General features: G+C 57.0%; 44 protein-coding genes. 27 read left to right on the top strand and 17 right to left on the bottom strand.

Annotated features, from left to right (window positions below; genetic code table 11):
• Window positions 1-116 precede the first annotated feature (116 nt).
• Window positions 117-1,244 carry a site-specific integrase gene (locus G9X67_RS34425; protein ID WP_171600800.1) on the top strand — a complete coding sequence of 376 codons (1,128 nt, stop codon included), beginning with the start codon at window positions 117-119 and terminating at the stop codon, window positions 1,242-1,244.
• Here G9X67_RS34425 and G9X67_RS34430 read toward each other — a convergent pair.
• The 17 genes from G9X67_RS34430 to G9X67_RS34510 form a co-directional block, all read right to left on the bottom strand.
• Complete coding sequence (locus tag G9X67_RS34430; RefSeq protein ID WP_171600758.1) at window positions 1,213-1,491, bottom strand: pyocin activator PrtN family protein; 279 nt, start codon at window positions 1,489-1,491, stop codon at window positions 1,213-1,215. The two genes, G9X67_RS34425 and G9X67_RS34430, sit on opposite strands and share 32 nt — an antisense overlap.
• 52 nt (window positions 1,492-1,543) lie before the next feature.
• Entirely contained in the window at window positions 1,544-1,936 is a 393-nt protein-coding gene (locus G9X67_RS34435; protein WP_171600759.1) for a hypothetical protein, read from the bottom strand.
• Between the two features lie 414 nt (window positions 1,937-2,350).
• Entirely contained in the window at window positions 2,351-2,677 is a 327-nt protein-coding gene (locus G9X67_RS34440; RefSeq protein WP_171600760.1) for an HNH endonuclease signature motif containing protein, read from the bottom strand.
• Window positions 2,677-2,883 (bottom strand): hypothetical protein, encoded by a 207-nt coding sequence (locus G9X67_RS34445; protein ID WP_171600761.1) that lies wholly within the window; start codon window positions 2,881-2,883, stop codon window positions 2,677-2,679. The genes G9X67_RS34440 and G9X67_RS34445 overlap by 1 nt, the downstream gene beginning before the upstream one ends.
• Window positions 2,883-3,083 (bottom strand): hypothetical protein, encoded by a 201-nt coding sequence (locus G9X67_RS34450; RefSeq protein ID WP_171600762.1) that lies wholly within the window; start codon window positions 3,081-3,083, stop codon window positions 2,883-2,885. The genes G9X67_RS34445 and G9X67_RS34450 overlap by 1 nt, the downstream gene beginning before the upstream one ends.
• Entirely contained in the window at window positions 3,080-3,496 is a 417-nt protein-coding gene (locus G9X67_RS34455; RefSeq protein WP_171600763.1) for a hypothetical protein, read from the bottom strand. The genes G9X67_RS34450 and G9X67_RS34455 overlap by 4 nt, the downstream gene beginning before the upstream one ends.
• A gap of 7 nt (window positions 3,497-3,503) precedes the next feature.
• Window positions 3,504-4,238, bottom strand: coding sequence for a hypothetical protein (locus tag G9X67_RS34460; RefSeq protein WP_171600764.1), 735 nt, complete (start codon window positions 4,236-4,238; stop codon window positions 3,504-3,506).
• Complete coding sequence (locus G9X67_RS34465; RefSeq protein WP_171600765.1) at window positions 4,238-4,909, bottom strand: ribonuclease H-like domain-containing protein; 672 nt, start codon at window positions 4,907-4,909, stop codon at window positions 4,238-4,240. The genes G9X67_RS34460 and G9X67_RS34465 overlap by 1 nt, the downstream gene beginning before the upstream one ends.
• The gene (locus G9X67_RS34470; protein ID WP_171600766.1) at window positions 4,906-5,067 is read right to left on the bottom strand and encodes a hypothetical protein; all 162 of its coding nucleotides are present in this window, start codon (window positions 5,065-5,067) and stop codon (window positions 4,906-4,908) included. Before G9X67_RS34470 ends, G9X67_RS34465 begins: the two co-directional genes overlap by 4 nt.
• Before the next feature lie 223 nt (window positions 5,068-5,290).
• Window positions 5,291-5,611, bottom strand: a complete 321-nt coding sequence (locus G9X67_RS34475; protein WP_171600767.1) for a hypothetical protein — start codon at window positions 5,609-5,611, stop codon at window positions 5,291-5,293.
• Window positions 5,612-5,615: 4 nt separating this feature from the next.
• Window positions 5,616-5,828 (bottom strand): hypothetical protein, encoded by a 213-nt coding sequence (locus G9X67_RS34480; RefSeq protein WP_171600768.1) that lies wholly within the window; start codon window positions 5,826-5,828, stop codon window positions 5,616-5,618.
• Between the two features lie 9 nt (window positions 5,829-5,837).
• Entirely contained in the window at window positions 5,838-6,140 is a 303-nt protein-coding gene (locus G9X67_RS34485) for a hypothetical protein (protein WP_171600769.1), read from the bottom strand.
• Between the two features lie 52 nt (window positions 6,141-6,192).
• Window positions 6,193-6,606: a hypothetical protein gene (locus G9X67_RS34490; protein ID WP_171600770.1), complete on the bottom strand. Its 414-nt coding sequence runs from the start codon at window positions 6,604-6,606 to the stop codon at window positions 6,193-6,195.
• Between the two features lie 60 nt (window positions 6,607-6,666).
• The gene (locus tag G9X67_RS34495) at window positions 6,667-7,152 is read right to left on the bottom strand and encodes a hypothetical protein (RefSeq protein WP_171600771.1); all 486 of its coding nucleotides are present in this window, start codon (window positions 7,150-7,152) and stop codon (window positions 6,667-6,669) included.
• A gap of 47 nt (window positions 7,153-7,199) precedes the next feature.
• Window positions 7,200-7,541: a hypothetical protein gene (locus G9X67_RS34500; RefSeq protein ID WP_171600772.1), complete on the bottom strand. Its 342-nt coding sequence runs from the start codon at window positions 7,539-7,541 to the stop codon at window positions 7,200-7,202.
• Window positions 7,541-7,804 carry a hypothetical protein gene (locus G9X67_RS34505; protein WP_171600773.1) on the bottom strand — a complete coding sequence of 88 codons (264 nt, stop codon included), beginning with the start codon at window positions 7,802-7,804 and terminating at the stop codon, window positions 7,541-7,543. Before G9X67_RS34505 ends, G9X67_RS34500 begins: the two co-directional genes overlap by 1 nt.
• A 941-nt stretch (window positions 7,805-8,745) precedes the next feature.
• Window positions 8,746-9,081 carry a helix-turn-helix transcriptional regulator gene (locus G9X67_RS34510; RefSeq protein ID WP_171600774.1) on the bottom strand — a complete coding sequence of 112 codons (336 nt, stop codon included), beginning with the start codon at window positions 9,079-9,081 and terminating at the stop codon, window positions 8,746-8,748.
• Window positions 9,082-9,410: 329 nt separating this feature from the next.
• Between G9X67_RS34510 and G9X67_RS34515 the strand changes: the two genes are divergently transcribed.
• The 26 genes from G9X67_RS34515 to G9X67_RS34640 all read left to right on the top strand — a co-directional run.
• Complete coding sequence (locus G9X67_RS34515) at window positions 9,411-9,917, top strand: hypothetical protein (RefSeq protein WP_171600775.1); 507 nt, start codon at window positions 9,411-9,413, stop codon at window positions 9,915-9,917.
• A 20-nt stretch (window positions 9,918-9,937) separates the two neighbouring features.
• The gene (locus G9X67_RS34520; RefSeq protein ID WP_171600776.1) at window positions 9,938-10,495 is read left to right on the top strand and encodes a hypothetical protein; all 558 of its coding nucleotides are present in this window, start codon (window positions 9,938-9,940) and stop codon (window positions 10,493-10,495) included.
• A complete protein-coding gene (locus G9X67_RS34525; protein WP_171600777.1) occupies window positions 10,492-10,863 on the top strand; it encodes a hypothetical protein in 372 nt (123 codons plus the stop codon). The genes G9X67_RS34520 and G9X67_RS34525 overlap by 4 nt, the downstream gene beginning before the upstream one ends.
• Window positions 10,856-11,104 (top strand): hypothetical protein, encoded by a 249-nt coding sequence (locus G9X67_RS34530; protein WP_171600778.1) that lies wholly within the window; start codon window positions 10,856-10,858, stop codon window positions 11,102-11,104. The genes G9X67_RS34525 and G9X67_RS34530 overlap by 8 nt, the downstream gene beginning before the upstream one ends.
• On the top strand, window positions 11,101-11,301 hold the full coding sequence (locus G9X67_RS34535; protein ID WP_171600779.1) for a hypothetical protein: 201 nt from the start codon (window positions 11,101-11,103) through the stop codon (window positions 11,299-11,301). Before G9X67_RS34530 ends, G9X67_RS34535 begins: the two co-directional genes overlap by 4 nt.
• Complete coding sequence (locus tag G9X67_RS34540; RefSeq protein ID WP_171600780.1) at window positions 11,298-11,489, top strand: hypothetical protein; 192 nt, start codon at window positions 11,298-11,300, stop codon at window positions 11,487-11,489. The genes G9X67_RS34535 and G9X67_RS34540 overlap by 4 nt, the downstream gene beginning before the upstream one ends.
• 287 nt (window positions 11,490-11,776) lie before the next feature.
• Window positions 11,777-12,208 carry a hypothetical protein gene (locus tag G9X67_RS34545; RefSeq protein ID WP_348649135.1) on the top strand — a complete coding sequence of 144 codons (432 nt, stop codon included), beginning with the start codon at window positions 11,777-11,779 and terminating at the stop codon, window positions 12,206-12,208.
• A 60-nt stretch (window positions 12,209-12,268) separates the two neighbouring features.
• Window positions 12,269-12,937, top strand: coding sequence for a hypothetical protein (locus G9X67_RS34550; protein ID WP_171600781.1), 669 nt, complete (start codon window positions 12,269-12,271; stop codon window positions 12,935-12,937).
• Window positions 12,938-12,971: 34 nt separating this feature from the next.
• Window positions 12,972-13,181 (top strand): hypothetical protein, encoded by a 210-nt coding sequence (locus tag G9X67_RS34555; protein WP_171600782.1) that lies wholly within the window; start codon window positions 12,972-12,974, stop codon window positions 13,179-13,181.
• Window positions 13,178-13,552, top strand: coding sequence for a DUF1064 domain-containing protein (locus G9X67_RS34560; RefSeq protein WP_171600783.1), 375 nt, complete (start codon window positions 13,178-13,180; stop codon window positions 13,550-13,552). The genes G9X67_RS34555 and G9X67_RS34560 overlap by 4 nt, the downstream gene beginning before the upstream one ends.
• Entirely contained in the window at window positions 13,549-13,917 is a 369-nt protein-coding gene (locus G9X67_RS34565; RefSeq protein ID WP_171600784.1) for a hypothetical protein, read from the top strand. The genes G9X67_RS34560 and G9X67_RS34565 overlap by 4 nt, the downstream gene beginning before the upstream one ends.
• Window positions 13,914-14,120, top strand: a complete 207-nt coding sequence (locus tag G9X67_RS34570) for a hypothetical protein (protein ID WP_171600785.1) — start codon at window positions 13,914-13,916, stop codon at window positions 14,118-14,120. The genes G9X67_RS34565 and G9X67_RS34570 overlap by 4 nt, the downstream gene beginning before the upstream one ends.
• Window positions 14,121-14,122: 2 nt before the next feature.
• Complete coding sequence (locus tag G9X67_RS34575) at window positions 14,123-14,644, top strand: helix-turn-helix domain-containing protein (RefSeq protein WP_171600786.1); 522 nt, start codon at window positions 14,123-14,125, stop codon at window positions 14,642-14,644.
• A gap of 2 nt (window positions 14,645-14,646) precedes the next feature.
• Complete coding sequence (locus tag G9X67_RS34580; RefSeq protein WP_171600787.1) at window positions 14,647-14,844, top strand: helix-turn-helix transcriptional regulator; 198 nt, start codon at window positions 14,647-14,649, stop codon at window positions 14,842-14,844.
• A gap of 14 nt (window positions 14,845-14,858) precedes the next feature.
• Entirely contained in the window at window positions 14,859-15,503 is a 645-nt protein-coding gene (locus tag G9X67_RS34585; RefSeq protein WP_171600788.1) for a hypothetical protein, read from the top strand.
• A gap of 727 nt (window positions 15,504-16,230) precedes the next feature.
• Complete coding sequence (locus G9X67_RS34590; protein WP_171600789.1) at window positions 16,231-16,449, top strand: hypothetical protein; 219 nt, start codon at window positions 16,231-16,233, stop codon at window positions 16,447-16,449.
• A gap of 17 nt (window positions 16,450-16,466) precedes the next feature.
• Window positions 16,467-16,637 (top strand): hypothetical protein, encoded by a 171-nt coding sequence (locus G9X67_RS34595; RefSeq protein WP_171600790.1) that lies wholly within the window; start codon window positions 16,467-16,469, stop codon window positions 16,635-16,637.
• A gap of 121 nt (window positions 16,638-16,758) precedes the next feature.
• Complete coding sequence (locus tag G9X67_RS34600; protein WP_171600791.1) at window positions 16,759-16,983, top strand: hypothetical protein; 225 nt, start codon at window positions 16,759-16,761, stop codon at window positions 16,981-16,983.
• Between the two features lie 72 nt (window positions 16,984-17,055).
• Window positions 17,056-17,259: a hypothetical protein gene (locus G9X67_RS34605; RefSeq protein WP_171600792.1), complete on the top strand. Its 204-nt coding sequence runs from the start codon at window positions 17,056-17,058 to the stop codon at window positions 17,257-17,259.
• A gap of 25 nt (window positions 17,260-17,284) precedes the next feature.
• Window positions 17,285-17,548, top strand: a complete 264-nt coding sequence (locus tag G9X67_RS34610; RefSeq protein ID WP_171600793.1) for a hypothetical protein — start codon at window positions 17,285-17,287, stop codon at window positions 17,546-17,548.
• A gap of 12 nt (window positions 17,549-17,560) precedes the next feature.
• Window positions 17,561-17,824 carry a hypothetical protein gene (locus G9X67_RS34615; RefSeq protein ID WP_171600794.1) on the top strand — a complete coding sequence of 88 codons (264 nt, stop codon included), beginning with the start codon at window positions 17,561-17,563 and terminating at the stop codon, window positions 17,822-17,824.
• Complete coding sequence (locus G9X67_RS34620) at window positions 17,802-19,307, top strand: terminase (protein WP_171600795.1); 1,506 nt, start codon at window positions 17,802-17,804, stop codon at window positions 19,305-19,307. The genes G9X67_RS34615 and G9X67_RS34620 overlap by 23 nt, the downstream gene beginning before the upstream one ends.
• A 201-nt stretch (window positions 19,308-19,508) precedes the next feature.
• Window positions 19,509-21,713 carry a hypothetical protein gene (locus G9X67_RS34625; RefSeq protein WP_171600796.1) on the top strand — a complete coding sequence of 735 codons (2,205 nt, stop codon included), beginning with the start codon at window positions 19,509-19,511 and terminating at the stop codon, window positions 21,711-21,713.
• On the top strand, window positions 21,713-21,949 hold the full coding sequence (locus G9X67_RS34630) for a hypothetical protein (RefSeq protein ID WP_171600797.1): 237 nt from the start codon (window positions 21,713-21,715) through the stop codon (window positions 21,947-21,949). Before G9X67_RS34625 ends, G9X67_RS34630 begins: the two co-directional genes overlap by 1 nt.
• Window positions 21,950-21,971: 22 nt before the next feature.
• Window positions 21,972-22,973, top strand: a complete 1,002-nt coding sequence (locus G9X67_RS34635; RefSeq protein WP_171600798.1) for a hypothetical protein — start codon at window positions 21,972-21,974, stop codon at window positions 22,971-22,973.
• A gap of 12 nt (window positions 22,974-22,985) precedes the next feature.
• A partial coding sequence (locus tag G9X67_RS34640) for a DUF5309 family protein (protein WP_171600799.1) occupies window positions 22,986-23,436 on the top strand: 451 nt, incomplete at its 3' end.

Consider the following 23,436-nt stretch of genomic DNA (forward strand, 5'->3'; position numbering starts at 1 on the left):
ACAACGGCTTGCATATTTTCACCGCTGTCTCGTTCCATCTCGTTTTTGCCCATTGCCGCCTATTTGTCTCTTGCCTATGCTACGGCGTAGCAATCAGGGGGCGGCTTGTAGCACCAATGGGGACGATAGCGGAGAGACGTCGTAAGGACGGCTCAAAGTCTTATACTGCGCAAATCAGAATAAAGCGAGATGGCAAGCTCGCTCACACTGAGGCGCAAACATTTGATAGGAAGCCGGCAGCCTCTGCATGGCTCAAGAAGCGCGAAACAGAGCTTTCCCAGCCTGGCGCTTTGGATCGCATAAAAGTCGACGACAAAACGTTGAGCGACGCGATCGACCAATATCTCCTCGAAAGCCGGAAGGACATTGGCCGCACCAAGGCGCAATGTCTTGAATTGATCAAAAAGCACCCGCTCGCTTCCAAGCCTAGTTCCTCCATCGTCAGCGCCGACATTGCCAGCTTCGCATCCGATCTGCGCAACGGGTGGGTGCCCGAAGACGAGGAGGAGGCGAAGGAACGAAAACCCCAGACGGTCGCTAACTACATGTCTCACATGGGCGCTGTCTTCGCGATTGCCAAACCTATGTGGGGGATTCCTCTCAACGAGCAGGAGTTCAAAGACGCGGCCAAGGTCACCAAACGGCTCGGGATCATAAGCAAGAGTGAAGAGAGATCGCGCCGACCGACCATTAAGGAACTGGATCTGATCCTCGCCTACTTCGCTGATCGCAGCATCTCTACGCCGCAATCCATGCCGATGGTCAAAGTTATCCTGTTCGCGCTATTTTCCACGCGCCGGCAGGACGAGATAACCCGGATAAAGTGGGAGTTTTACGATCCGCATCATAAGCGAGTGCTCGTCGAGGATATGAAGCACCCTGGCAGCAAGAAGGGCAATAATCGCTGGTGCGATCTGACGCCTGAGGCTCAGGCGATAATCGAAAGCATGCCGCGGAAGAAGCCAGAGATATTCCCTTATTCGGCAGATGCCATCTCGGCCAATTTCACAAGGGCTTGCAAGCTTCTGGGCATCGCCGATCTGCATTTCCACGACTTGCGCCACGAAGGGATATCGCGGCTGTTCGAAATGGGATGGGATATCCCGCATGTCGCGACCGTCTCAGCTCACCGGTCTTGGAACAGTCTCAAGCGCTATACGCACATCCGGCAGGTTGGTGACAAATACGCCGGGTGGAAATGGATGAAAGAATTTACTGACGGTGGAGCTGCCGGAACTCCTTGAGGGCGGCTTCGCGTCTGGTGTCTAGGTAATTCGCGAGATCCTGCAGATAGATGCCCTTCTGGCATTTCTGCGAAGTCTCAGCCCTGACAACAGGAATGGCGATTTCGCCTGCGCCAACCTTGCGCAGGAACTTGTCAGGCGTCAGGTGATTGAAATAATCCCGGCAGACATCCTCGACCGGGATAACGGCCTTGCCGCCATATTGGGCGAAGAGCAAGAAGCTCGTTGAGAAGCTTGGTTCCATCATCTCCCCACCCCCTCATTCCAAGCCAGCGTCGCCTGCAATTCCGTCTCTATGGTCATGGGGTTGGCTCCTTAGCGGAGAGAAGCGCTCTTGATGCGGCGATTGCGGATTTCATGTCATGAAAATGACGTATTCGCGCATCTTGGCTGATGGTGAACTCCTCAATGCCGACGGCGAACACGGGCACCCCGGATGCGAGCGCTGCGCCAAGTTCGATCCAAGCGCCCTTCAAAACTTCGTCTGGCTCTCGGTATAGAATGAGCAACTGAGCTGTTGACGCCTCAAGGATGCACCGACGCCACAGATCAGCAAGATCACCGCTCTCGCCAGCACCGGCTTCATAGATCCACGTCGAGATAATAGGTTCGCCGATATAGTCGCGCAAAAACCGCCAACGTTGAGCATGCTTCGTCTTGCTGGCGATGTAGATGCCTTTCCGGTCGCGCATCTCAATTCCCTCCCATCTGCTCATTCCAAACGCCCATTGTCTTATGCGTCTCGTATTCCCGCTGGCTGCCGGCATTGGCGAAAAACGGCGCCGTATCCACGGTGATTGTTTCCCCGCAGTCTTCGCACAAGACAACAGATCTCGGGCCGTATAGGGCTATAGGCTTTCCGCCGCAGGGGCAGGGGGAGAGTTGAGGGGTGGTGTCGTCAGTCATCGGTTATCCTCTCGCAATCATGGTTTTGTCAGTGCGGTAGACATAGATCCACGCCTCCGAGCCATCAGATCGAGAAAACGTGTAAGAGACGCCGTGTCGCACCCCGCGACGATCGGAATATTTCTCAAGGAAAGCTTTCGCGGCTCTCACGGCAAGGATGTGGTCATCCAGTGGGATGCGAACTATGCGGAGGTCGATCATCAAACGTCCCTCGTTTTGCGAAAGCCGCCGCCGCGGATCGGCGCTTTTGACTTCGGCCAGGCGCCGTTGTGCTTGAGCCATATCCGCTTCGATTTCGATATGTCGTGCTGATCGTCGGCGGTCTTTGCGCCTTCGCCCCGATGGCATGGAACGCACAAAACTTGGCAGTTCGATAGCGACGAATCCTGAGTGAAGTAGTAGGGAATGATGTGATCGTATTCGGCCTCGCCGACTTTGAGGCGCATGCCGCAATTTTCGCAGTTGCCGGCGCATCGCTGGAATGCAATGCCGCGCGTCTTCTTGTCGAACTCGATGCGGGGTGGCATCAACCTTCCCCATTGCAGCGAGCTTCGTATGCCGTCATTATGTCGGACGACATGTCATGCAGGATGCTTGCCCAAAAATCCCGATCACCCTTGTCGGGAGCCTCGACACTAGCCAGATATTGTGAGATCGTGATCATCTCGTGCCATTTCAGGTTCTGAATAGCCTGGGCTACATCTTCCAAGTTGGTTTTCTGCACGTAGGCCATCAACCCCTCCCTGCCAGCGCATCGCGCATGAACGCTTCCCGAGCCTTGCGAATGTCGCGGATCTTGCCGTGCGACCGACGAGCAGCCTTCTCGGCTTCGTCGAAATATGCCAATGCCGGTAGTTCCCGATAGAGACGGCGCTTGGATCGCCAGGACTGCCAGCCGGTGATGGCGCGCTTGATGAGACGGGAGACGTTCATGCCGCAATCTTCCTCTCGCTGACGAATCCGAAATCCTTGGCAAGCCGCTCCTCGACCGCGAGGAAGAACGCGATCATCTCGGGCTCGTCGCACTCGCGGGTATTGATGGCGCGCGGGATACCTACGAGGTGACCGTTTGCAAGCCGTATGGTGTCGACGAAGTTGACGGCAGGACGGATATAGGCGTCGAGAGCTTCCTTGCTCACAGCGCAGCCGGTGGCGTCAATGCAGTCCTGAAGCGTCGCCCAATAGGCTCTGAGCCTGTCCATGTTCCGCCACTGCTTCACGTCGACACGGACGCGCTGCCCCTGGGCTACGCCGTCTAGCGCCTGCAGGTCGTACGCCATCTCGGGGATAAGTGCGTTCCCCTTGCGTATAAAGGCATATACTGGCTTTTCTGCTCTCTTCGCCATGATCCCCTCACGCATTCATTGGATGCTGGAGGGCTTCGGCATCTGTCACCGGCTTATCGAAAGAGGCGCGCTTGGCGGCAAACCGCCGGCGGGCTTCGTTCCAGTATTCGGATGACCATCCGTCGCGCTCGGCAATCGTTGCCCAGATATCGACGAGGCGCTTCACGCCGACTTCGGAATGAGCATCAAGCAAATCGTCGTTGATCGCTTCCAGCTGGCGCTTCTGATCGGCTGCGGTGATCGCCTTTGGCGCGTCTTGCTTGGCGGGTGCCGCTGCTGCTTTCTTGCCCTCGTCAAATTCCTTCGCAACAGCATTGACGTATTTGCTGTCATCGAACATGCCCATGTGAACATCAGCGCCGACGCCGATCATTTTCAGGGCATTCGTAACGGCGTCCGTGTAAGCCTTCTTGAAAGCCTCATCGTCGGTCGACAGGCCGAACTTGTTCTTGCCGACAACCTTGTCGCCTCCGACGCCGAAAGCCATCTGGTCGTGCGTCTCGTACCAAACAGATACCGTGCAGTAGACAAGGATCTCGCCTTCGGTCGCCGGGACGACGTCGAACTTCGGCTGATTGATGCCCCAGCCCTTGCCGCATGGACCGAACTCCTCGGTCATCATCCGGTAGGACCACATCGGCTTGATCGCGGTGCCTTCGAAGCCGCCGGCGCGCTTGAACTTCTTCGTATGTGCTGGGTCGGTGCGGCCAAGGCGGTCCCAGAGTGCTGTTTTATCGGACATTATGCTGCCTCCCCAAATGCTACGAGCATGCGGCGGTGAATGGCGCGGGTGCGCTCGATGTCGGCGCGGCAGTAGGAATCGATGCGCTCGAACTCGCCCTTGGCGAACAGATCGCCGATCATGGAGCCGTCAATGTCATCTTTGCCGGGAAGGCCGAGCGCATCACAAAGATTGCTCATGCTGATCGTGTCTCGGGCTCCGGCCCATGCGGCCATCGTGTCGAACACATCCTGGCTCCATGGCTTCGGATCTTTGGGAAACCATGCCGGCATGCGGATGCCAAGAACCATGGCGCGCTGCCAGATGAAGCGAACGTCAAAGGCGGCGACATTGTGCCCCACGATCGTCGGGATGCGGTTCTGGCCGCTCATCGCTTCAGCGAAGGCCGAAAGCAATAAACGCTCGTCGGAATAGTCTAGCGGCCAGGACAGGCTCTTCGGCTTCTCTTCGTCGAAGGCGTAACCGATGCAGCAGATATGGCCGAACGCGCCGTTAAGCCCGCTGCGGGAAACGGCCTCGTCGACAGCGGCCGCGCGGCTTTCCTTCTCCCAAGAGGCGATGCTTTCGGCCTTCTTGAGATTGCCAGGAGCCTTGACGGATGCGGCTATTTTCTGCTTTGCCGCCTCGGTCTGCGCTGGTATAGTTTCGATGTCGAGATAAAGGTATGTCATTGTTTTACCTTCCATTGGCGAGCTTGAAGCAAAGGAAGATGAACTTCCTTCATCAGCAGGCGGTGGTTGAAACGATCGCCGCGGCGAAGATATCGGAGGGCATCGGCCCTGATCTTCAAAGCCTGGTCGACGCGGGTTCTGAGCATTACCGCTTCCATTGGAAGCTAGCCTCCTGATTGATTTTCGCATCCTTCCCAAGCTGCTCGTTCCAAGCAGACATTGCGAAGTAGACTGAGAGAGCGACAGCAGATCCGAAGACGACCGCCGCTAGATGAGAACGCCATGAGAAAATGACGAAGGGTGCCGGGGTGACGGGCTTCTGAACGGCGCATGCATCAGCGGGGCAACCGCATTCACGCTCGGTACGGAATTGGCAAAGGCTCATGACACTCTCCCTTCCGGGAAGGGCAGGCCGAAGCCCTTCCGTTTGGCGAAATCATTCGCTTCCGCCCGCTTTTTCGCGGCAATCGAGATTGATGTTTCGGTGATCTTGAACTTGCTGCATGGAAATGCATCCATGCTCGGGCCACGACTCATGCCGCCGACGTTCTTCTCCGATGGGCATTGCTTGCTCATCATCCAGAAATAGCAGGAGCCGCAACGCTTCCGGGCCGCATCGTTGGCGTAGAAAACCAGATCGCGGAGATAGCCGGCGTCAGACAGGCGCTGAAACCCGTCAATGATGTTGTCGATCTCGCTCATTGGCTCACGCATAAATATAATCCCCGTCTGAAATCCCGAGCTGCTCCCGAGAATATGCGGCGTATTTCTCCGCCCAGATCTGGTGCTCGATTGTCCGGTCTTGGATGGCTACGGCAATCGCCGGGTGGCGGGTCAGTCCGTAGCGCACGCTGCCTGCCTCTTCGGCGGCGCTGAGCTGGTGCAAAATTGCCAGTTCTGACTTGCGTTGAGCGTTCATGACAGCCTCCTATTCAGCCGCTACGAGGGTGGCACCGCGCACGATCACCGAAGCGAAGACATGCTCAAGGCGGGCGTTCTCGCTGTAGTCGAGCCGGACGAAGCCAGCCGTCTCGATCGAAGCGTCAAAGCCCATCTCGCAAAGGCGCTCGTAGTCGGTGAGAACTTCATCCCGATTGAAAGTGAGGTCGTATTTCACGGCCATGTCGCGGTCGGTCGAGAAGTCTGGCTCGTTCCGCATATCCCAGCCGCAGAACCATTCGGAACGGCCATCGGCATGAAGAACTTCGATCAGGTGATTTCTGTCTGCCATCTGCGTTTGCCTCTATTCGGCGCCGATGTCTTCGGCTGGTGAAGGGGTGGTGTTAATCTTGGGTGGGGGAGGCTTTGGCGAAGTCCGGGACGATGCCGTAAGCGAGAACACCGAAGCGCATGTCGTCATCGGTTACGCCGGCTTCGAACGGTTCGACCGACCCGTCGATGCAGGTGAGGGGCATCCCGTGAGGAATGTGGCCGTACCACTGGTGCGGGAAGAGCCAGAGGCCGTTCTCATCCCATGGGCACATGCCAATCTGCTTCAGCGTTTCCTTGGGGAGCGTATGCAGCTTTTCGAAAAGCTCTTCCGGGTTCGCGATAGGCTTCACTCCATCGACGCGCTCAAACTGAGGCGTATGGATCTCCAGCGTATCGCCGGGCTTCAACCCGATAGCGTCAGCCAATTTCTCAGCGAAGTTCGGATCGTCCATGTGAAGGATTGCATCAAAGGGTACGTCGGTCATCTCGTCTTCCTCACTCTGCCTGTTGAGAGCTGTTGATCTGCTTTCGAAATGGCCCGAAGGTCAGGCGGTTGCCTCTTCGGACAGCCAAGCCCAAGTGTGGCCGGAGTGAATGTTGCCGATAGTCGGGATCGCCACACAGAATCTCTCGGCCAGTTTGCTTGGCGGCACTACGCCTTTCAGCGCGAGGATTTCGCGTGCTTCAGGCTCGGTGATCTTGACTCGTCCGTTACGCTCGCCTCGGCTGTGTGTGCCGTGCTCCAGCCTATCGGCCTGGTTCTCTGCCGGCGTTTTCCATTTTAAGTGGATTGGGCTGATGCAGCCGAGATGTCCTTTGCCGCAACTGTGGCCTGCTTGATGCTCGGTAGTTGGGGGAGGTCCGTTCACAAGCTCGCAGATGTAACGAGACGCAATGGCCTTCTTGCCGTCGATCCAGACCTTGCCATAGCCGTGGGAGTTCTTCCCGAACGGCCAGATCAAGCACTCGTCTCCAGTGTGAAGAAGGGCGACTTCGAGGATGAAGCGTATCGGCTCTCCATGCTTTGTCATGTCTTCTGCTCCTTATCTGCTTTCTTGAAGGACCATGCCGAAGGAGATCAGGCGGTTGCCTTGGCGATTGCCCGGGCCTTTGCAACGAGCGGATAGACGCCGATGCAAACGCACTTGTCGTTGAGGCTGCAGCCGATTGGGCCGATATCGCGATCAAAACCTCCATCGTGCTCGCAGCGGCTCATTGCTAACAGCGCTGCATCCAGCAGAGTGCTTATTTCGCCGTCATCGATCTGCTTGCTGTCTGTCATCGTCTGTCCTCGGATGGCCGCGAGAGCCTCATCCAGCAACGAGTAGGCGTCGCCGGACCATTCAACGTGACGTTCCTTGTCAGCTGTGTATGGGGGAGCGCTCTCCATATGTGCGGCGATGCGGGTAGCGAGGGCCATCATTTGCCTCCATCTGTCGATGTGGAGCGCGGCAGGGTCCCCATGAGGTAGCAAGTCCAGTTGAGATTTGCCTTTTCCCAGAAGGCGCGAGCCTCTTCCTCGTTGTCGAAGACGGCTAGGTCCATCTGCGGGTCATCAAACATCACGAGGAACTGCCTCTTTGGATGATCTGCTGGTTGGCACCAGATTTCTTGATGTTCGGTCATCTTCGTCGTTCCTCGGTTCGCTGCAGAAGTCGGCCGGTCGACGTTGAAGTGCTGCATGGCCGTGTCCTCATCTGCTTGTGTGCCTCTCTTGTCTCACGCCATGTGACAGATGTCAAATGAAATGTTGCACCGGGCGTGACGATTTATTGACGGGAAGGATTCGATGTGGCAGAAAAGAGAAAGCCCCCGAAGCGGCTCAATGCTTCGAGGGCTGATTGGTAGCGGTTTAAGCTTGGAGAGTTTGCCCGCCGCCAAAGAACGAAAACGTTATACAATAACAACGCGTGACGTTCAATCAAAAACTCCCCAAACGGCGCCGATCGCCTCTAATTTTCGGAGCTTACGTGTCGAGACGCTGCTTTTGGGCTAACCGGCATATGGACAGCATGTGGAAGGAAGCGCGGGCACTAAGACGGCCCTGTCTGGCTGGCAATGTCAGACGATAAACGAAGAATGTGGTGAGGTCCGGCGCGAATGCCGACTAACCGGGTGTGCAGGGACCCTAAGATACCCCGAGGGCTTTCGGGATTCAGCCTGGTCGATAAAGCGCTAGTGTCCAAGACTACATGCCTACACGATGGAAGAAGACGGGATAGATGTGATAACCTCACCCTCCGTCTTATTGATACTTATTGCCTAAACTGTTCTAAAAACCAACGTTTCAAATCAGGCCATGGTGCAGTGCAAATATCTAAACTGGCCGTGAACCATGCTAATTAAATGCAAAAACAACGATATCTAAAATTCTAGCCTGAGATGTAATATCCCCGAGCTAATCGAGGATGGAAAAAAATGAAAAGAAGAACACTTCTCCAAGGCATGGCAGCGGGATCGGTTGTAGCTATTGTGCCAGCACGCTCCATGCGAGAAGACGCTTGCGAGGTCCACGCTAAGGCCCTGGCCGACGCCCTTCGCGAAAAGCACGGATATCGGTGGAAGGTTCAGTTCGACGGTATGAACGAGTTCGTTCTGTTTTACCGTGAGGTCAAGCCCCAAGCCTAACCGTCCGTCCCGGTGAGGGACTTTAGCAGCCGGACAGCCAGCTCCCTATTATTATTCTGATTGATCAGCCTCACCAAGTCGACGACCTCGCCTTCTTTGGTTGGGTCGACCGACAGGAGATCAGTGACACTGACATTGAGTGCTGACGCCAAGGCTTCAAGGATCGGCTGCGAGTAAGGCTGCTGGCCGTTCTCAATGCGGCCGATGCTGGAATGAGACAAGGTCTCGTCTGGGCCGTCGAGCTCCAGCCGGTCGGCCAAGCGCCGGAGCGACAGGCCGCGATATTCGCGCCATTCTTTGATGTAGGTCTTGGAATACGTCCGTTCAGCCATAAGAAAAATATACCACGCTCTTTGTCACGCGTGGTCACGCCCCCTGTGACAGATTTCATTTGATTTCTGTTTCATCCGGTGTTACAACGAGCCATGAACACAGATCAGCACCCCCTCATGAAGTATCTGCAGAAGGAAGGCGAGAGCCTTACCGCCTTCGCAATCAAAGCGAAGACGAGCCGAATGCAGTTGTATCGGATCATGGCTGGGGAGGGCACGACGACCAGCCGTCTCAAGCAGATCAGCGAGGCGACGGGCGGGAAGATTTCTCTGTCTGACCTAGTCTCACACAAGGAGAGCGCGGCATGATCAACGTCTCTGCATATCCTTTGTGCGCCAAGCGGCTGCGCTTCCAGAACGTCAACTTCAACGACGACAACTTCACGAAGTATTGGGCCGCGGTAAACGTCGCCTTCGATCTTCCCGACGCGCAGCTGACGCACTTCGGAGGCTTCGACTTCAGCGACCGTTCCGACAAGAACGGCGCCAAGCTCCTTGGGCGCCTCGAAGAGTTCCTGATCAAGCGCGGGCAACGGCTGGCCGGCAATAACTTCGCGGCAACGGAAGCGCTCAAGGCGCTGCTCGGATCGCGCGGCATCAAGACATCGATGCTCGCTAGCGAAGACGACTATTGGACTGCAGCGGAGATTTTGTTCTCCGGCAGGATCAAACGCAACGGTGGGCTTACGTCCCTCTACACCCAAATTCATGCCATTCCCAAGAAACAGAGGAAGGCCCTCGCGAACGAGAACCTGCGGAAATTGCCGGCGGACTGGCTTTCTAGCGCCCCGGTTCATCAGGCAAAGCTCGTCGACCAGGAGAGGGCGCAAGCATGAGCAGGGACACTATACCCACGATGACCCTCATAAAGGCAGAAGAGGTGCTGGATAGTTTTCTCTTCTTGGACGGCAAAACTGACGGCGGCACTGAAGGCATGAGAGCGTCGGCGATCAATGCAATTGCCAACGCCATCTTGGCTGAGCGGCGTTCGTTTTTCAAAACGATCAACCGCTACAAAGACGAGATAGATTGGCTTCTCATAGAGAGGCAGAATCTCCGCGATGCCATGTTCAAGCCGCAGATGGCTTCCGGCCACTACGAAGAGGCAGATTTTAGCGTGTGGTTTCCCATCGAAACCGCGCCAAAGGACGGGACCGTTGTCGATCTCTGGAACTCCAAGTTTAAGCATCGGCAAGTGAACTGCCGTTGGCTTCTCGGCGCTGAAGTCGACCCTGTGAACTGTGGGGAAGATGGTCAATGGCATCACCTTCGCATGGACGGGTGGCGTGACGCAGGCGACCGCGCGAACGGATGCGGATGCCTCTCGCCTGACCAATTCACTCATTGGATGCCTCTCCCAACCCCTCCATCCACCACCACTCCCCAGGAACGGTCGCAGGAGAGCGCGGCATGAGCAAATCCATCGTTCGCGTTACCTGCGGTCACCCAGGATGCAATGAGTTTGCCCGCTACGAGGCAGACAATCGCAAACACTCCATCGACCTGTATGTGCGCTACGGAAACGGCAAGTGGAAGTGCGTTCGTCATTCGCAGCCCGATGAGGTTCTGTCTTCCGACAATTGCAAGACGGTCGACGAGGTGAAGGTAATCAAGCATTCCCAAGGCCTGTACTGGGGCAAGGAAAAGGGTTTCAGCGGCTTCGCGCACGGCCCCGGCTTCAAAGCTTTCGCCAAAGATTTCCCGCCAGGGACGATCCTTCGCGTCACAGCCGAGATCATCGCCCCTCCCCATCGCCATGCACAGGAGAGCGGGCATGAGTGAGAAACAACCCACGCAGTTCATCGTCATCACGGAATCCGTCTTCCAAAGCTGGGCGCGTGATGCATCGACGCTGGCGCTTTTCGTCTCGCTGATCGGCATTGGCATCGCTCTCGATAGCCCAGCCATGCAGTGGGTTGGGGCGCTTGTTGGGTTCATTACCATCACGGCCCGCGCCTCCGGCAAAGCCAAGAAGCTCACCAAAGAGCAGGCCCTACGCTTCATTCAGGATCTCGACGCATGAGCGAGCAAATCATCAAGTCCTGTGTTCCCGGCGTTCGTGATCTCATTGTCGCTTACAACCAACACGTCGTAATCGCCAAGTCGGTCGACGGTCACCCAGAGCAGCCAATTATTGCCATCCCGATCGAAGACTTCCCCGCCGTTTTTGCAGCGCTGAAGCAGATCAACAACGAAATCCTGGAGAGGTTCACGATATGACGTACGTGTTGGCATCAATCGCAGCTCTGGCCTTCTCCTGCGCCCTCGGCAAGCTCCTGAAGCGCAATCTCGAACTCAATTACCCCAGCGTCGACGACGAAGGAGAGGTTGAAGATTTCCTCGCCTCTCGTCTTGAGCGCACCCTTTCGAACCCCGGCAGCCTCTCACCCCTCTTGATTGAGTGCTAGCGGGCGCTGGCGTCGTCTGTCCTCCCTGACGGCGCCAGCTTCAATCTCGGTCGCGACCACTCGCTGACCAATCGAACGGCGATGGAGCCCAAGGACTCGAAACCCTCATCGGGCTCCATCGCATCAGCCAAAGCGAACCGGGCGGCGGGGCGCTGGCTGAATACTAGAATTACAGGTTCCTGGGTAACCCCGGCGGGCCGCGACGGAGAGGCCTCATAAGGCCCTGCAAGGCCTTGGGTCTCTCCGTTAGCAATGTGAATGTGCTTCGACATCTCTGTGTGGGCTCCGTGAACAAGGGCAATTTTGCACAGGAGATCGTCAAGGTGCTGGCAAACGAAAACACTGGCTTGTCGAACAACGACACGACCAAACCAAACAGGAAGAAGGGCATGAGTGACGTATGTATGGCCCAGGGCCTCTTGAGAGACGCGTTCCCGCCACGGCGGTACGGGAAAGTCGAGAGCGCTTTCTATGAAGCCCACAAGTTCATCAGCCGTCGCGTTCGAAAGCAATTCACGCTTCGGCGTGTCAGGTCGATCTGGGAGGGAACAGCTCGCCGGATCGACAGTGAAGAGATGGAAGCCCTGAAGGCCGCGCTAATCGAGGAGCACGTGCGTGAACAAAGAGAACTCCGTACCCGTCTGGCTTCGCTGGACGAAAAGATTGCCGCCTTCGATGCGGGGATGGCTGGCGAAGCACTGGCGGAAGGTCGCCGGTAAGCGGATCACCTGGGCAGATTGGATCATCGGGTCTGACCACAACAACGAAGGGAAATGACGATGAAAACGACGGTTGATGCAAATCTTTTTCGTCTCATCTGGACGACGGTAAGCAGGGAAGAGACGAGGTACTATCTCAATGGCGTATCGATCGAGCCGCACCCAGAGAAGGGCGCGTTGCTGGTCGCGACTGACGGGCATCGCCTTCTCGTTGCCTATGATGAAAACGGCCACTGCGAAGAGAAGATCATCGTCAAGCTGCCGAAATATGCGCTCCAGGAATGCAAGCACCGGCCGGTTAAGGGATCTTCTCGCACGATCGAGATCGATCATGAAGGCAGCGGCAATGCGAAGATTTCGCAGATAAACTCCTCTGGCGAGTTTTCGGACGTCCTGACTGTCTATGACGTTTTGATCGATGGCACTTTCCCAGACTGGCGCAAGGTCGTACCGGATATGTCCGACGAGCCTGCCGGAACGATAGGCGTGGCTTTCAACGCCGCTTACCTGAAACAGTTCGGCGCCCTCGGCCAGGAGATCACGAAGACGATCCCTGGTGCATCGCCAGCCTTCATCATTCAAAAGCAATCTGGTGGCGCGCCAACGATTATCCGGTGGTCCGGTGTTCGGCACATATTCGGCGTCTTCATGCCGATGCGCTTCGACGACAAAATTCTTGGTATTCCAGATTTTGCCCGTCTGCCGGCGCCGCAGGAAGCCGCAGCCTAACCCACCCACCATCTAGACGCGAGGGACGGCGAGAATGACGAACCAACCGAGATGCATCGATCTCTTCCGACAAGGAATGGACACTCTCGCCATAGCCGAACACCTTGGCGGCGTCTCCAAAGGCTGGACCGAAGCGCGCGTTTATAACGCCATGCGCATGGAGCGAGACATCCCAAAGGAGCATTGGCATTTCGCCGAGCGCGTCACCTACATCGAGCCGAAGAAGGCGAGGGGGCGCAGATGACCCAGATCAATCTGTCACGACAGGAAGCCCGCGCCCTCCTCGCCAAGCCCAAGCGGTCCAAGTACGGCGCCACGAAGACGATGCTGGACGGCATCACCTTCGATAGCAAGCGAGAGGCCGCCTATTACTCCGAGCTAAAGATCCGCGAGAAGGAAGGCGAGGTGACCGGCGTCGAGATGCAGCGCCCGTTCGCCCTCCTCGGCAACAACGGCACGCTGATGGCGACGTTCCGCGCAGATTTCTGCTTCTGGGATAACCCCGCCGGCCGCTTCCGCTGCATCGATGTGAAGGGCTTCGACACGCCCGTCGGCAAGCTCAAACGCAAGATGATGAAGGGCCTGCTCGGCATTGATGTGGAGATTGTGAAATGACCAAGGAAATTATGGAAATCCTTAGCCCTACGCTCGGTGAGGATCTCGCCAAGGACATCTTGGCGCATCGCCGCGGCAAGAAATGCCCACTGACGGCCCGTGGAGCGAAGGCCCTACTCCGGGAGTATGAAGCCACCGGGAACGCCGTCGCTGCCGCAGAGGAGCATCTGAACCGAGGCTGGCAGGGCTTCAAAGCCGAATGGGTGACGAAGGGCAAGAACTTCAGCGACCCGCACAACCCCATGCCGCATCAGGAAACCCGCGAAGAGTATCTCGCTCGGGCAGTCCAGCGCAACAACGAGGCTTGGGAGACATCGAGCGATCGGCGCGTCTCTAACCTCATCAGACTGGCGACGGTGAAATGATAGACCACGCCCGCCGACAATTGCAGATCGTCGAGAAGGAATATCTCCACCTCATCGAAGAGAACGTAGCCCAAGACACGTTCTACACGGGCGTCAAGCGCAGGAAATATCCAGCTGGAGCGCGGTGGTTTTGGGCGTTGCAAGCAGTCTATGCGCCAAAGGGCGCGGCAATCGTAGACAACAACAAGGAGGCAGCAGAATAGGCATGCACAGTGTATCAGGAGCGTTGAGAGAGCAGCATCAGAGATACCAGGCAGCCCATGCGCGGCTCTGGAACAGCCCGCCGGCCAAACTGGCTCTGGTTGAGCCGGTCGAGTTGGTGGTGGATGAGGCAAGTTGGCCTGATTGGAAGAGGCATCATGTTTATTTCGACAGCCATGTCAGCGTGTGGCGATCTATCGTCCGCTCATGCCTTGAACGCCTGGCCTCTGAGATGCGGTCATCAGTCGGGAAGGGTAGGCCCGTAAAGGCGATCATCATCGAAGTGCTGGATAAGTTCCCCGGCGTCAGCTTCGCGGAACTCAAGGGGCCACGGCGCGACAGGGGCATAGTCCGAGCCCGCCAAGTCGCGATGTACGAGGTCTACACCCAGCGTGACGACATGTCGACGCCGATGGTCGGGAACATATTTGGTCGTGATCACACGACTGTCCTCAATGCTGTCCACAAGATAAAGGCGATGAAAGCAGCTGGAGAGCCACTCTATCCGCTCGATGAGGGGGTGTGACAATGGTTCGCGTCACCCCGAGAGAGAAAGAGGTGATCACGTGGATGGCGGACGGCAAGACGGCATGGGAAATCGCCGGCATCCTCACCCTTTCAGAGCATACCATCCGAAACCACATCGAGAACGCAAGGAAGAAGCTCCAAGCGGATAACAGCATCCACCTGATCGCGGCGGCATTCAGGAACCACATCATTTCATAGCGAGGACCAAGCACATGGGCGGCAAGGCATCCAAGATAAAGGTAAAGCGGACGAACGGCGCCGGCCGTCCACGCAAAGAAGGGGAGCGGTATCCGTCCGGCGATATCAAGCGCAGCGAGACGCAGAAGGAGGTCATGAGCATCGCCATCGAGGCAAGGCGGCGCATCGACGGATGGAGCGAGAAGGTCACCGACGACACGGTGCGCGGCCAGCTGGCGGGATACACCCTCGGCCGCATGTTCCTCGACGGCAGGATCACCGAAGACCAGCGCAAGGCCGGGGACGAATACGCTGAGATCATCAGCCGCTATCACCGGCTCACCGGCATTCCGTTCCCGAGCGCACGCGCGCAATCGCTCTTCTCGGTCAAAGGCCATGATGGCGAGCAGAATGAGAGCGTCACGGATAGGGCGCGCAAGGCGTCGAATTCGATGATGGAGGCGATCGGCATTCTATTGCGCCTAGAGGACGGCCCGCAGGTGCGCGCGCTGATTCATAACCTGGTAGTGATGGACTATGAACACCTTCGCGGCATGGGAGAGCAACAACTTCTGTGGGTTAAGCGGGGATTGAACGCCTTCGCCAAGCGGAAGGACTTGCGACAAGAGCGCAAATCAGTTATCGGTTGGGATATTCAATCATCGGAAATGTCTGCATAGCAGAGCCAACGGGGAGCCCCGCCCGATCAGCCGTTTGTAGCGGTAGCCTAGAAATAGGCTGGGGCAACTATTCGAGTAGCCCGGAATTTCCGGGATAACTCAACAAGATCGGGAAGTGCTTATAGCGGCGGCGAGGAGACTTAGGGCTCTGGTCGTAACGGGTGAAAGTCCCGTCTCCCGTACAGATCGGGAAGTTGTCTGCACACAGGGGTGCAGAAAATCCGGTGAAAGCCCGCGGACATCCCGTACCCATTCCGCGTTACGCGCTTCCGACAGTGCGCGGTGTAAGATTCTCGGAGCGTGGCGGCAGAGTAGGTGAAAGACCCTGAGATGCCGTAGGGGACGCGAAACCGATCAGTATGGTGCCTTTAGCGGCGCAAGAATCTCGGCCCCGAACAATTCGTACCTTGGCACCTAACCTTGGCAGTTACTCCCAATGGAAGTCTCGCCTTCTCGTCGCCGATACTTCCAGCTGGAGCGGATAGCCGCCTTCATAATGGGTTTGATGATGGTAGTATTCCTCGTCATCCCATATGTCATCGTATTTTGGATTTGGGTAGTTCTCCTCACGGGGTATGCCCATCTCTCCTACTGGATCAAGAGGGCCTGGAGGGCCTGCAATACCCAGCCCACCACGTTTGAATTGGTGGTGATGTTGGCCGCCTTCGTATTGGCAGTTCCACCTGTGAGGCTGGGCCGCTCGCACAATTCCATTTGGAGACCGCCGATGGAACGCACCGATTACGCGCTCGTGACTAACAAGGCACGGAACTTGGACATGGCCTCTGAACACCTGTTCGGCCAAGTCAACTCACCAGCCATCGATCTACCGAGCGCCGGCCTGCTCGAAGAATTCAAGACAGCAGCGCAGGAGTTCGTCGACGCGGCCGACGCCGGAGCTGAGCTTGACAAGTACGTTAAGTGGTTTCGCGAGTTGCTCGCCTAAGGCCCGGAGATAGTGGGATGACCAAAGCAGGCAAGAAGCTCATCTCCGCTGCTCAGCAGGCTCGTCTCGATGCCCTCATCGCCGAACAGCAAGCCTATGAGCACGCCATCAAAACCGGCGAGATCAAACGCGAGCGCACGCCTCTCAATTCAACGCCTGCTCAGTATCTCGACGAAGACGCGTCATGACCCCTCACGGCGAAAGAGTCGCCCTCATCCTCATGGTAGTGGGGCTGATCGCGTTGCTGCTGTTCGCGGCTTCATCTTGCCAGACGTACCAGCCGCCAGGTGAAGACTTGTGGAGAGCGCTGTGAGCAACGTCGTCAAGCTTGAACTGATCGAAGTCGGCGAAGGCTTCCGCTTCGAAGCAGACGCCATCCTTGAGGCCGCAAAGGGCATGCCGTTCACGACTATCGCGGTTCTCGGGCAGCTTGAAGACGGCTCGACGTGGATTTCTGGCAATGCCAACGCTGGCGAAACGCTTGTTCTCATGGAGCGGGCGAAACGGATCGTCGTTTTTGGCGAGAGTGAATAGAAAAATCCTATCGCGGAATGCCAAGGTCTCACGGGCCAGTAGAAATAATATTCCAAATCAGGAGAAACTGACATGGCATCTGGTCTCATCGGTCTTCTGATCACGATCCTGATCGTTGGCTTCATCGCCAGTCTGGTCGTCTTCCTCATCCGCCGCGCTCCCATGATCGAGGAGCCCTTCAAGTCGTGGGCCGAATACCTCGTCATCGCGATTGCGGTGATCATCATCATTCTGCGCGCCCTGCCGTTGATCGGCGTCAGCACCGGGCACCTCTGATCTTCGAACTTCAGGAGAAATCCATATGGCCGCCATCGATCTTGCCAACAAGACCAGCAACGTCATCGACCCGGCCGGCAACTTCGCCGCCATCACTCCTCACGCCAGCAATGAACTCTTGTTCAGGACGCGCGCTGTTTTCGTCGGTGGAGCAGGCAACGTTGTTGCTGTCAGTGCTGATGGAACCGAGGTGACATTCACTGGCGTCCTAGCCGGCACTGTCCTACCGATCCGCACGGTTCGGATTGATGACACGTCGACGGCGACTGCCATGGTTGCCTTGTGGTAGCGGACAACTAAAATGCCAGCCCGCACCACCAAAATCAGACACGATGATCAGACCCGCGCCAAGATCCAGGCAGCGCAGATCATCAACAGAATGCAGTCTTGCGTGATGGGCGAAATCGTTCTCGACGCCCAACAAGTCAGTTGCGCAAAGACTTTGCTGAACAAAGTGTTGCCTGACCTTTCATCGGTTGCGATGGAATCGAGCGTCACACACGAAGTCGGCAACAGCGTGAAAGACCTCATGGACGCGGTCAATGGGCGCACCCGCACTAAGTAAGGAGCTGATCGACCAGTGGTCCGATCGGCGCTGGCGCCTCAACCATCTCTACTACATCGAAGACAAGCGCGGCAATGTCGTGCTGTTCGAGCTGAACGAAGCGCAGACAAAGCTTCTCGATGATCTGCATTATCTGAACATCATCCTCAAAGCCCGCCAAATGGGCTTCTCGACGTTCATCCTGATCCTGGCGCTGGACTGCTGCATCTTCAACGATCATTTCGCCGCCGGCCTTGTAGCCGACACGATCGACAACGCGAAGAACCTGCTCAAGCGCATCCGCTTCGCTTATCAACGCATGCCGGAAGAAATCAAGGCCGTCGTCCCGATCAAGACGGACAACGCATATGAGATTGAGTTTGGCAATGGTTCTGGTGTCGAGGTCGGCGTCTCGCTTCGATCCGGCACGAAGAACCTCGTTCACATCTCGGAATACGGCAAGATCTGCGCCAAGCATCCAGACAAGGCGAAGGAAATCAAGTCGGGCACGCTGAACACCATCGCGTCTCAGCAGCTCGTCTTCATCGAAAGCACGGCTGAAGGTCAGGCCGGCGACTTCTACACCAAGACGGAACAAGCCCGCGCGCTGCTCGACAAGGGCAAGGAGTTGGGCGAACTGGAATACCGGTTCCACTTCTTCGCCTGGTGGCAGGACGCGACCTATCAGGTCTCCGAGCCTCACATGCTCACCGCGGAGAACGTCAAATACTTCGGCGCCCTTGAGGAAGAGCACGGCATCGTCCTCACCAACGAGCAAAAGTGGTGGTACGCGGCAAAGAGCGTCGAGCAGGGCGACGATATGTGGAAGGAATACCCATCCACGCCAGACGAAGCGTTCAAGGCCGCCAAAGAGGGCGCCTACTTCGGCAAGGACATGCGAGCGCTCAGGCAGCGCGGCAAGATTGGCGTCTTTCCATATGTGCCAGGCATCCCGGTCAATACCTTCTGGGATTTCGGCATGGGGGATACGCAAACGATCTGGCTGCATCAGCTCGTGGCCGGTGAGCATCGCTTCGTCGGCTACTTCGAAGACAGCGGCATGGGCCTCGGGCACTATTTCAACTGGCTCGATAAGTGGGCCGCGCAGCGCAATGCAAGATGGGGCGTTCACTATGCCCCTCATGACGTCGATCACCGCCGGCAGACGGCAACCTCGGGCAGGGCAGAGACAATCAAGACGATGGCGGCAAGTCTCGGCTTCATCTTCACCACCGTCGAGCGCAACCCGGACAAGATCAACGCCATCCACGGCGTCCGCATGAAGCTGCCGTCGTGCTGCTTCGATGAGGCGGAATGTTCGGTCGGTATTGTCCATCTCGAAAACTACAGCCGCGATTGGGATGACAAGCTCGGGGTCTGGCGTGGCCATCCTCGTCATGACGAGCACTCGCATGGCGCCGATGGGTTCATCACGTTTACGGACGGTTACGTTCCAGAGGTAGCTTTTACGATGCCAGTCAGCCGCAATAAGGGAATAGTCTGAATGGCTTTTGAGAGCGCTGTGAAAGCAGGCGGCGTTGATATGCCAGAGAAGACGGACATCCACGATTGGGCAACGCCGTCTGGCCAGATCCCGATCATCCTGCCTGGGAAGGCAACGTGGGGTCTCCTTAAGGAGCAAGGGTACGATATGCGCTGGTATGTCGTTTCGAAGCCCATACCAAAAAGAATTGGGGCTGTCTGAATGGCAAAGCGCGCAAAGAAGATAGATGAGGTTGACCTCAAGGCCCTCATCGCTTCCGAGATCAGCGATGCAGAGGTGTTCATGTCCACCGAAGTCGTGGACGAGCGCGTTCGTGCCATCAACTATTACAACGGCCAGATGCCGGACACGCCGCATCAGGAAGGATGGAGCGAGTTCAAGAGCCGAGACGTTGCCGACGTGATCGGCTGGGTACTGCCCGGCATCATCCGCGTGTTCACTGCCTCCGATCGCATCGTCGACTACGAGCCGACAAAGCCTGGTGACGAGCAGTTCACCGACCAGGCATCTGACTATGCCAACTATGTCTTCTGGAAGGACAACAACGGCTATCGCATCATGTGGGATGCCACGCATGACAGCCTTCTCCAGGCGGACGGCATCGTCAAGACCTATTGGGACGACAGCGAGGAGTGCGAATACTCCGTCCATAGCGGGCTCGATGACCAGAGCCTCGCCATGCTGCTTGAGGATCCGGACGTCGAGATCGTCTCGCAGAAGGAAGGCGAGCCCTACACCGACATCGACCCAAATACGGGGCAACCGGTCATCATCCCGCTCTATGACGTCAAGATCAAGCGCGTCACCTCCAAGGGCCGGCTCGTCATGGAGACCGTCGAGCCTGAGAACTTCCTCAAGGATCGCGAATCCATCACGATCGAAGAGGCACGCTTTACGGCGCATCGCGATCCGCATGTCACCCGCTCGAAGCTTATAGAGATGGGCTTTGACAAGGAGATCGTCGAAAGCCTGCCGCGGTATAACTTCTCATCGTCCAGGCTATCGCCTGAGGCCAATGCCCGCGATCCCTATCAGTTCGGTAACGCCAACGGCGACCCGTCGATGGACCGCATCGAGCTTTACGAATGCTACATCAAGGCGGATGTGAATGGCGACGGCATCGCAGAAACGGTACTGGCTTATTATGCTGGCGCTTCTGGTGCTGGCGAACTTCTTGATTGGGAAGTGTGGGACGACGACTCTCCCTTTACGCAGATTCCTTGCGAGCCTGTCCCGCATCGCTTTACATCGCGTTCTCTGGCTGGCGACGTCATGGACGTTCAGCAGATCAAGACGTCGGTAGGGCGCCAGCTTCTCAACAACGCCTATCAGGTCAACAACCCGCAGAAGGACATCGAGGTCGGCACAGTCATCAACATGGATGAGCTGGTCAACCCGAGCGTCGGCGGGGTTATTCTTCGCAAGCCGCAATCGGCGCCCGTCGGCTATACGGTAACGCCCTCGATCCTGCAGGACGCGCTCGCCACCCTCGGCTTCATGGATCAGGTCATTGAGATGCGCACGGGCGTTTCCCGCGCAACGATGGCGCTTGATCCAGAGACGCTGCAGAACCAGACGGCGACGGCCAACCAGAACCAGCACGACAGCGCTTATTCCCAGGTCGAGCTTATCGCCCGCAACCAAGCGGAATTGGGATGGAAGAAGGTATTCGCCAAGGTTCTGAAGCTGATCGTCAAGCACCAGGATCGCCCGAGGATGATACGCCTGCGCGACGAGTGGGTGGAGATGGACCCGCGCCAGTGGAACGCCACGATGGACGCGCAGATCAACGTCGGCCTCGGCACGGGCTCACGCGACCGCGACATGTCGATGCTGAACAACATCCTCGCAAGCCAGATAGCCATTACCGATCGCTTCCAGGCGGGTGGTCTAGCCGACAAGGCAATCGAGATGATGCCGAAGATCAGGAAGACCCTGGTCAAGATCGTCGAGGCTGCCGGCATCAAGAATGCGGATTCGTTCTATCCCGATATAGGCGAAGCAGACCTTGAGAAGATCAAGCAGATGGCCGAGCAGGCTTCGCAGCAGCCGCCACCAGAGGTTCAGGTGCAGCAGGCCAAGCTTCAGGCCGATGTTCAGAAGTCGCAGGCTGAGCTTCAGCTCAAGCAGCAAGACCAGCAGTCCACGCTTCAGATGACCGCCATGCAGAACGAGGCGAACATCCAGCTTGAGCGCGAGAAGATGCAGCAGGATGCGCAAATGCAGATGCAGAAGATGCAGATGGAGTTCCAGTTGAAGCAGGAGCAGTTCATCGCCGAAATCAGCCTCAAGCGTGAACAGCTCATTGCTGAATTGCAGTTGAAGCGTGAATTGGCGGAGATGGGACAGAAAAACGACGATGCAACCGTGTCGTCTGATGTTCGAACCGGTGGAGAGCCTGGCTGATGGACAAGGAATTTCTCGCCAAGGAAGCCGAGCGCCTCGCCAAAGATCCGGTCTTCTTGGAGGTGCTTGCACGCATCCGCAAATCGGCCGTCGAGCAGCTCGTCAACACGAATGCCGACGACAAGACACTCATTCTCACCCTGCAGGTGTACGCCAAGGTTTGCGACGTCTTCCCGGATGAGATGCAGGCGATGATCCAATCGTCTCAGCAAAAACGAGCCTTCAAGGCCGTCTAAGCCAAACCAAGGAACATAACCCATGTCTGATACGACAGCCCCGAGCGGGTCCGTAGACGCATCCCCTGTGTCGATGTCTTTCGACGAGGGTGTAAGTGCCATTGAGAATCTTCTTGGAGACGTCCCGGATACGGACAGCGTCGAAGATGCAAAGGCGAAACCGGCAGCCGAAGTCATCGAACCGCCTGCGGGCGACGAAGACGACGCACTGTTGTCGGCACTTGACGATGGAAATGAGGGCGAGACTGAGACCACGGAGCCCGTTGCCCCGGCGGCCGTCCCAGACACCGCAACGGTGACCCTGGAAGACGGCACGACGATAAGCATCGCCGATCTCAAGACCAACCACATGTTCCAGCGTGTTTTCACCAAGAAAACTGAGGATCTGAAGGCAGAGCGCATTGCCCTGCATGAAGAACATCAGCGGAAGGTGAGCGAAGCGGAAAACGAAATCCGCCAGAAGCGCGAATTTATCCTGGAAAACTGGCATCTGATCGTTCCGAAGGAGCCATCATACGATCCGAATGACCCTGTCGGGTACATCGAGGACATGGCGCACTACCAAGAGCGCATGAAGATGCTGAACTCCCTGGCGCAGCAAAAGCAGCAGGAAGAACAGAAGACGACCGAGCAGCGGGATGCCGAAGTAGCCGAGTACATGGCCACGCAGAAGCAGTTGCTCGTTCAGAAGCTCCCGCATCTCAAGGATGACGGGAAGCGGGAAGCCTTCAAGAAGGACATCTCTGAAATCGGCGGCAAGGTCTACGGCGTCACCCCGGAAGAGGTGAGCCAGATTGCCGACGCCCGATATATGCAGATCCTTCACGACGCCATCGCCTATCAGAAGCTGAAAGCCAAAGCCGCAACCGTGCAAAAGCAGGTCGTGGCCAAGCCGAAGCTTGTTCAGCAACAGCGCATGGCCCCGCAGACGATCCAGGAAAGAGACCGCCAAGGCCGTTTCGAGAGCCTTCGCAAGTCCGGCAGCATCGACGCTGCCGCCCGAGCAATCGAAGCCCTCCTCTAAAGGACACAGCCAATGGCACAGCCATCAAACACCTTCGAAACCTACGATGCGGTAGGCAATCGCGAGACCCTCGCGGACCAGATCTATCTCATCACCCCCGACGAAACGCCCTTTCTCTCGATGATCGGCAAGAAGTCGGTGGAAGGCGTTCATCCGGAATGGCAGACGGACGCTCTCGCCAACCCCGACCCGAACAACAACCAGCCGGAAGGCAATGACTGGGTCTTCCAGCCCGTCGTTCCGACCGTCCGCGTCGGCAACTACTGCCAGATCTCCGACAAGCGTATCTCGATCTCCGGCACTCAGGACGTTGTGTCCAAGGCCGGTCGCAAGTCGGAAATGGCCCGCGAAATCGCCAAGAAGGGCCAGGAACTGAAGACCGACATGGAAGTCACGCTGATTTCCAACCAGGCTTCGTCCGCTGGCGCCGGCAATGCCGCGGCAAACCGCAAGCTTGGCGGCA

Source organism: Rhizobium sp. WYCCWR 11152 (genome assembly GCF_013087615.1).
In the GTDB taxonomy this organism is placed as follows: Bacteria; Pseudomonadota; Alphaproteobacteria; order Rhizobiales; family Rhizobiaceae; genus Rhizobium; species Rhizobium indicum.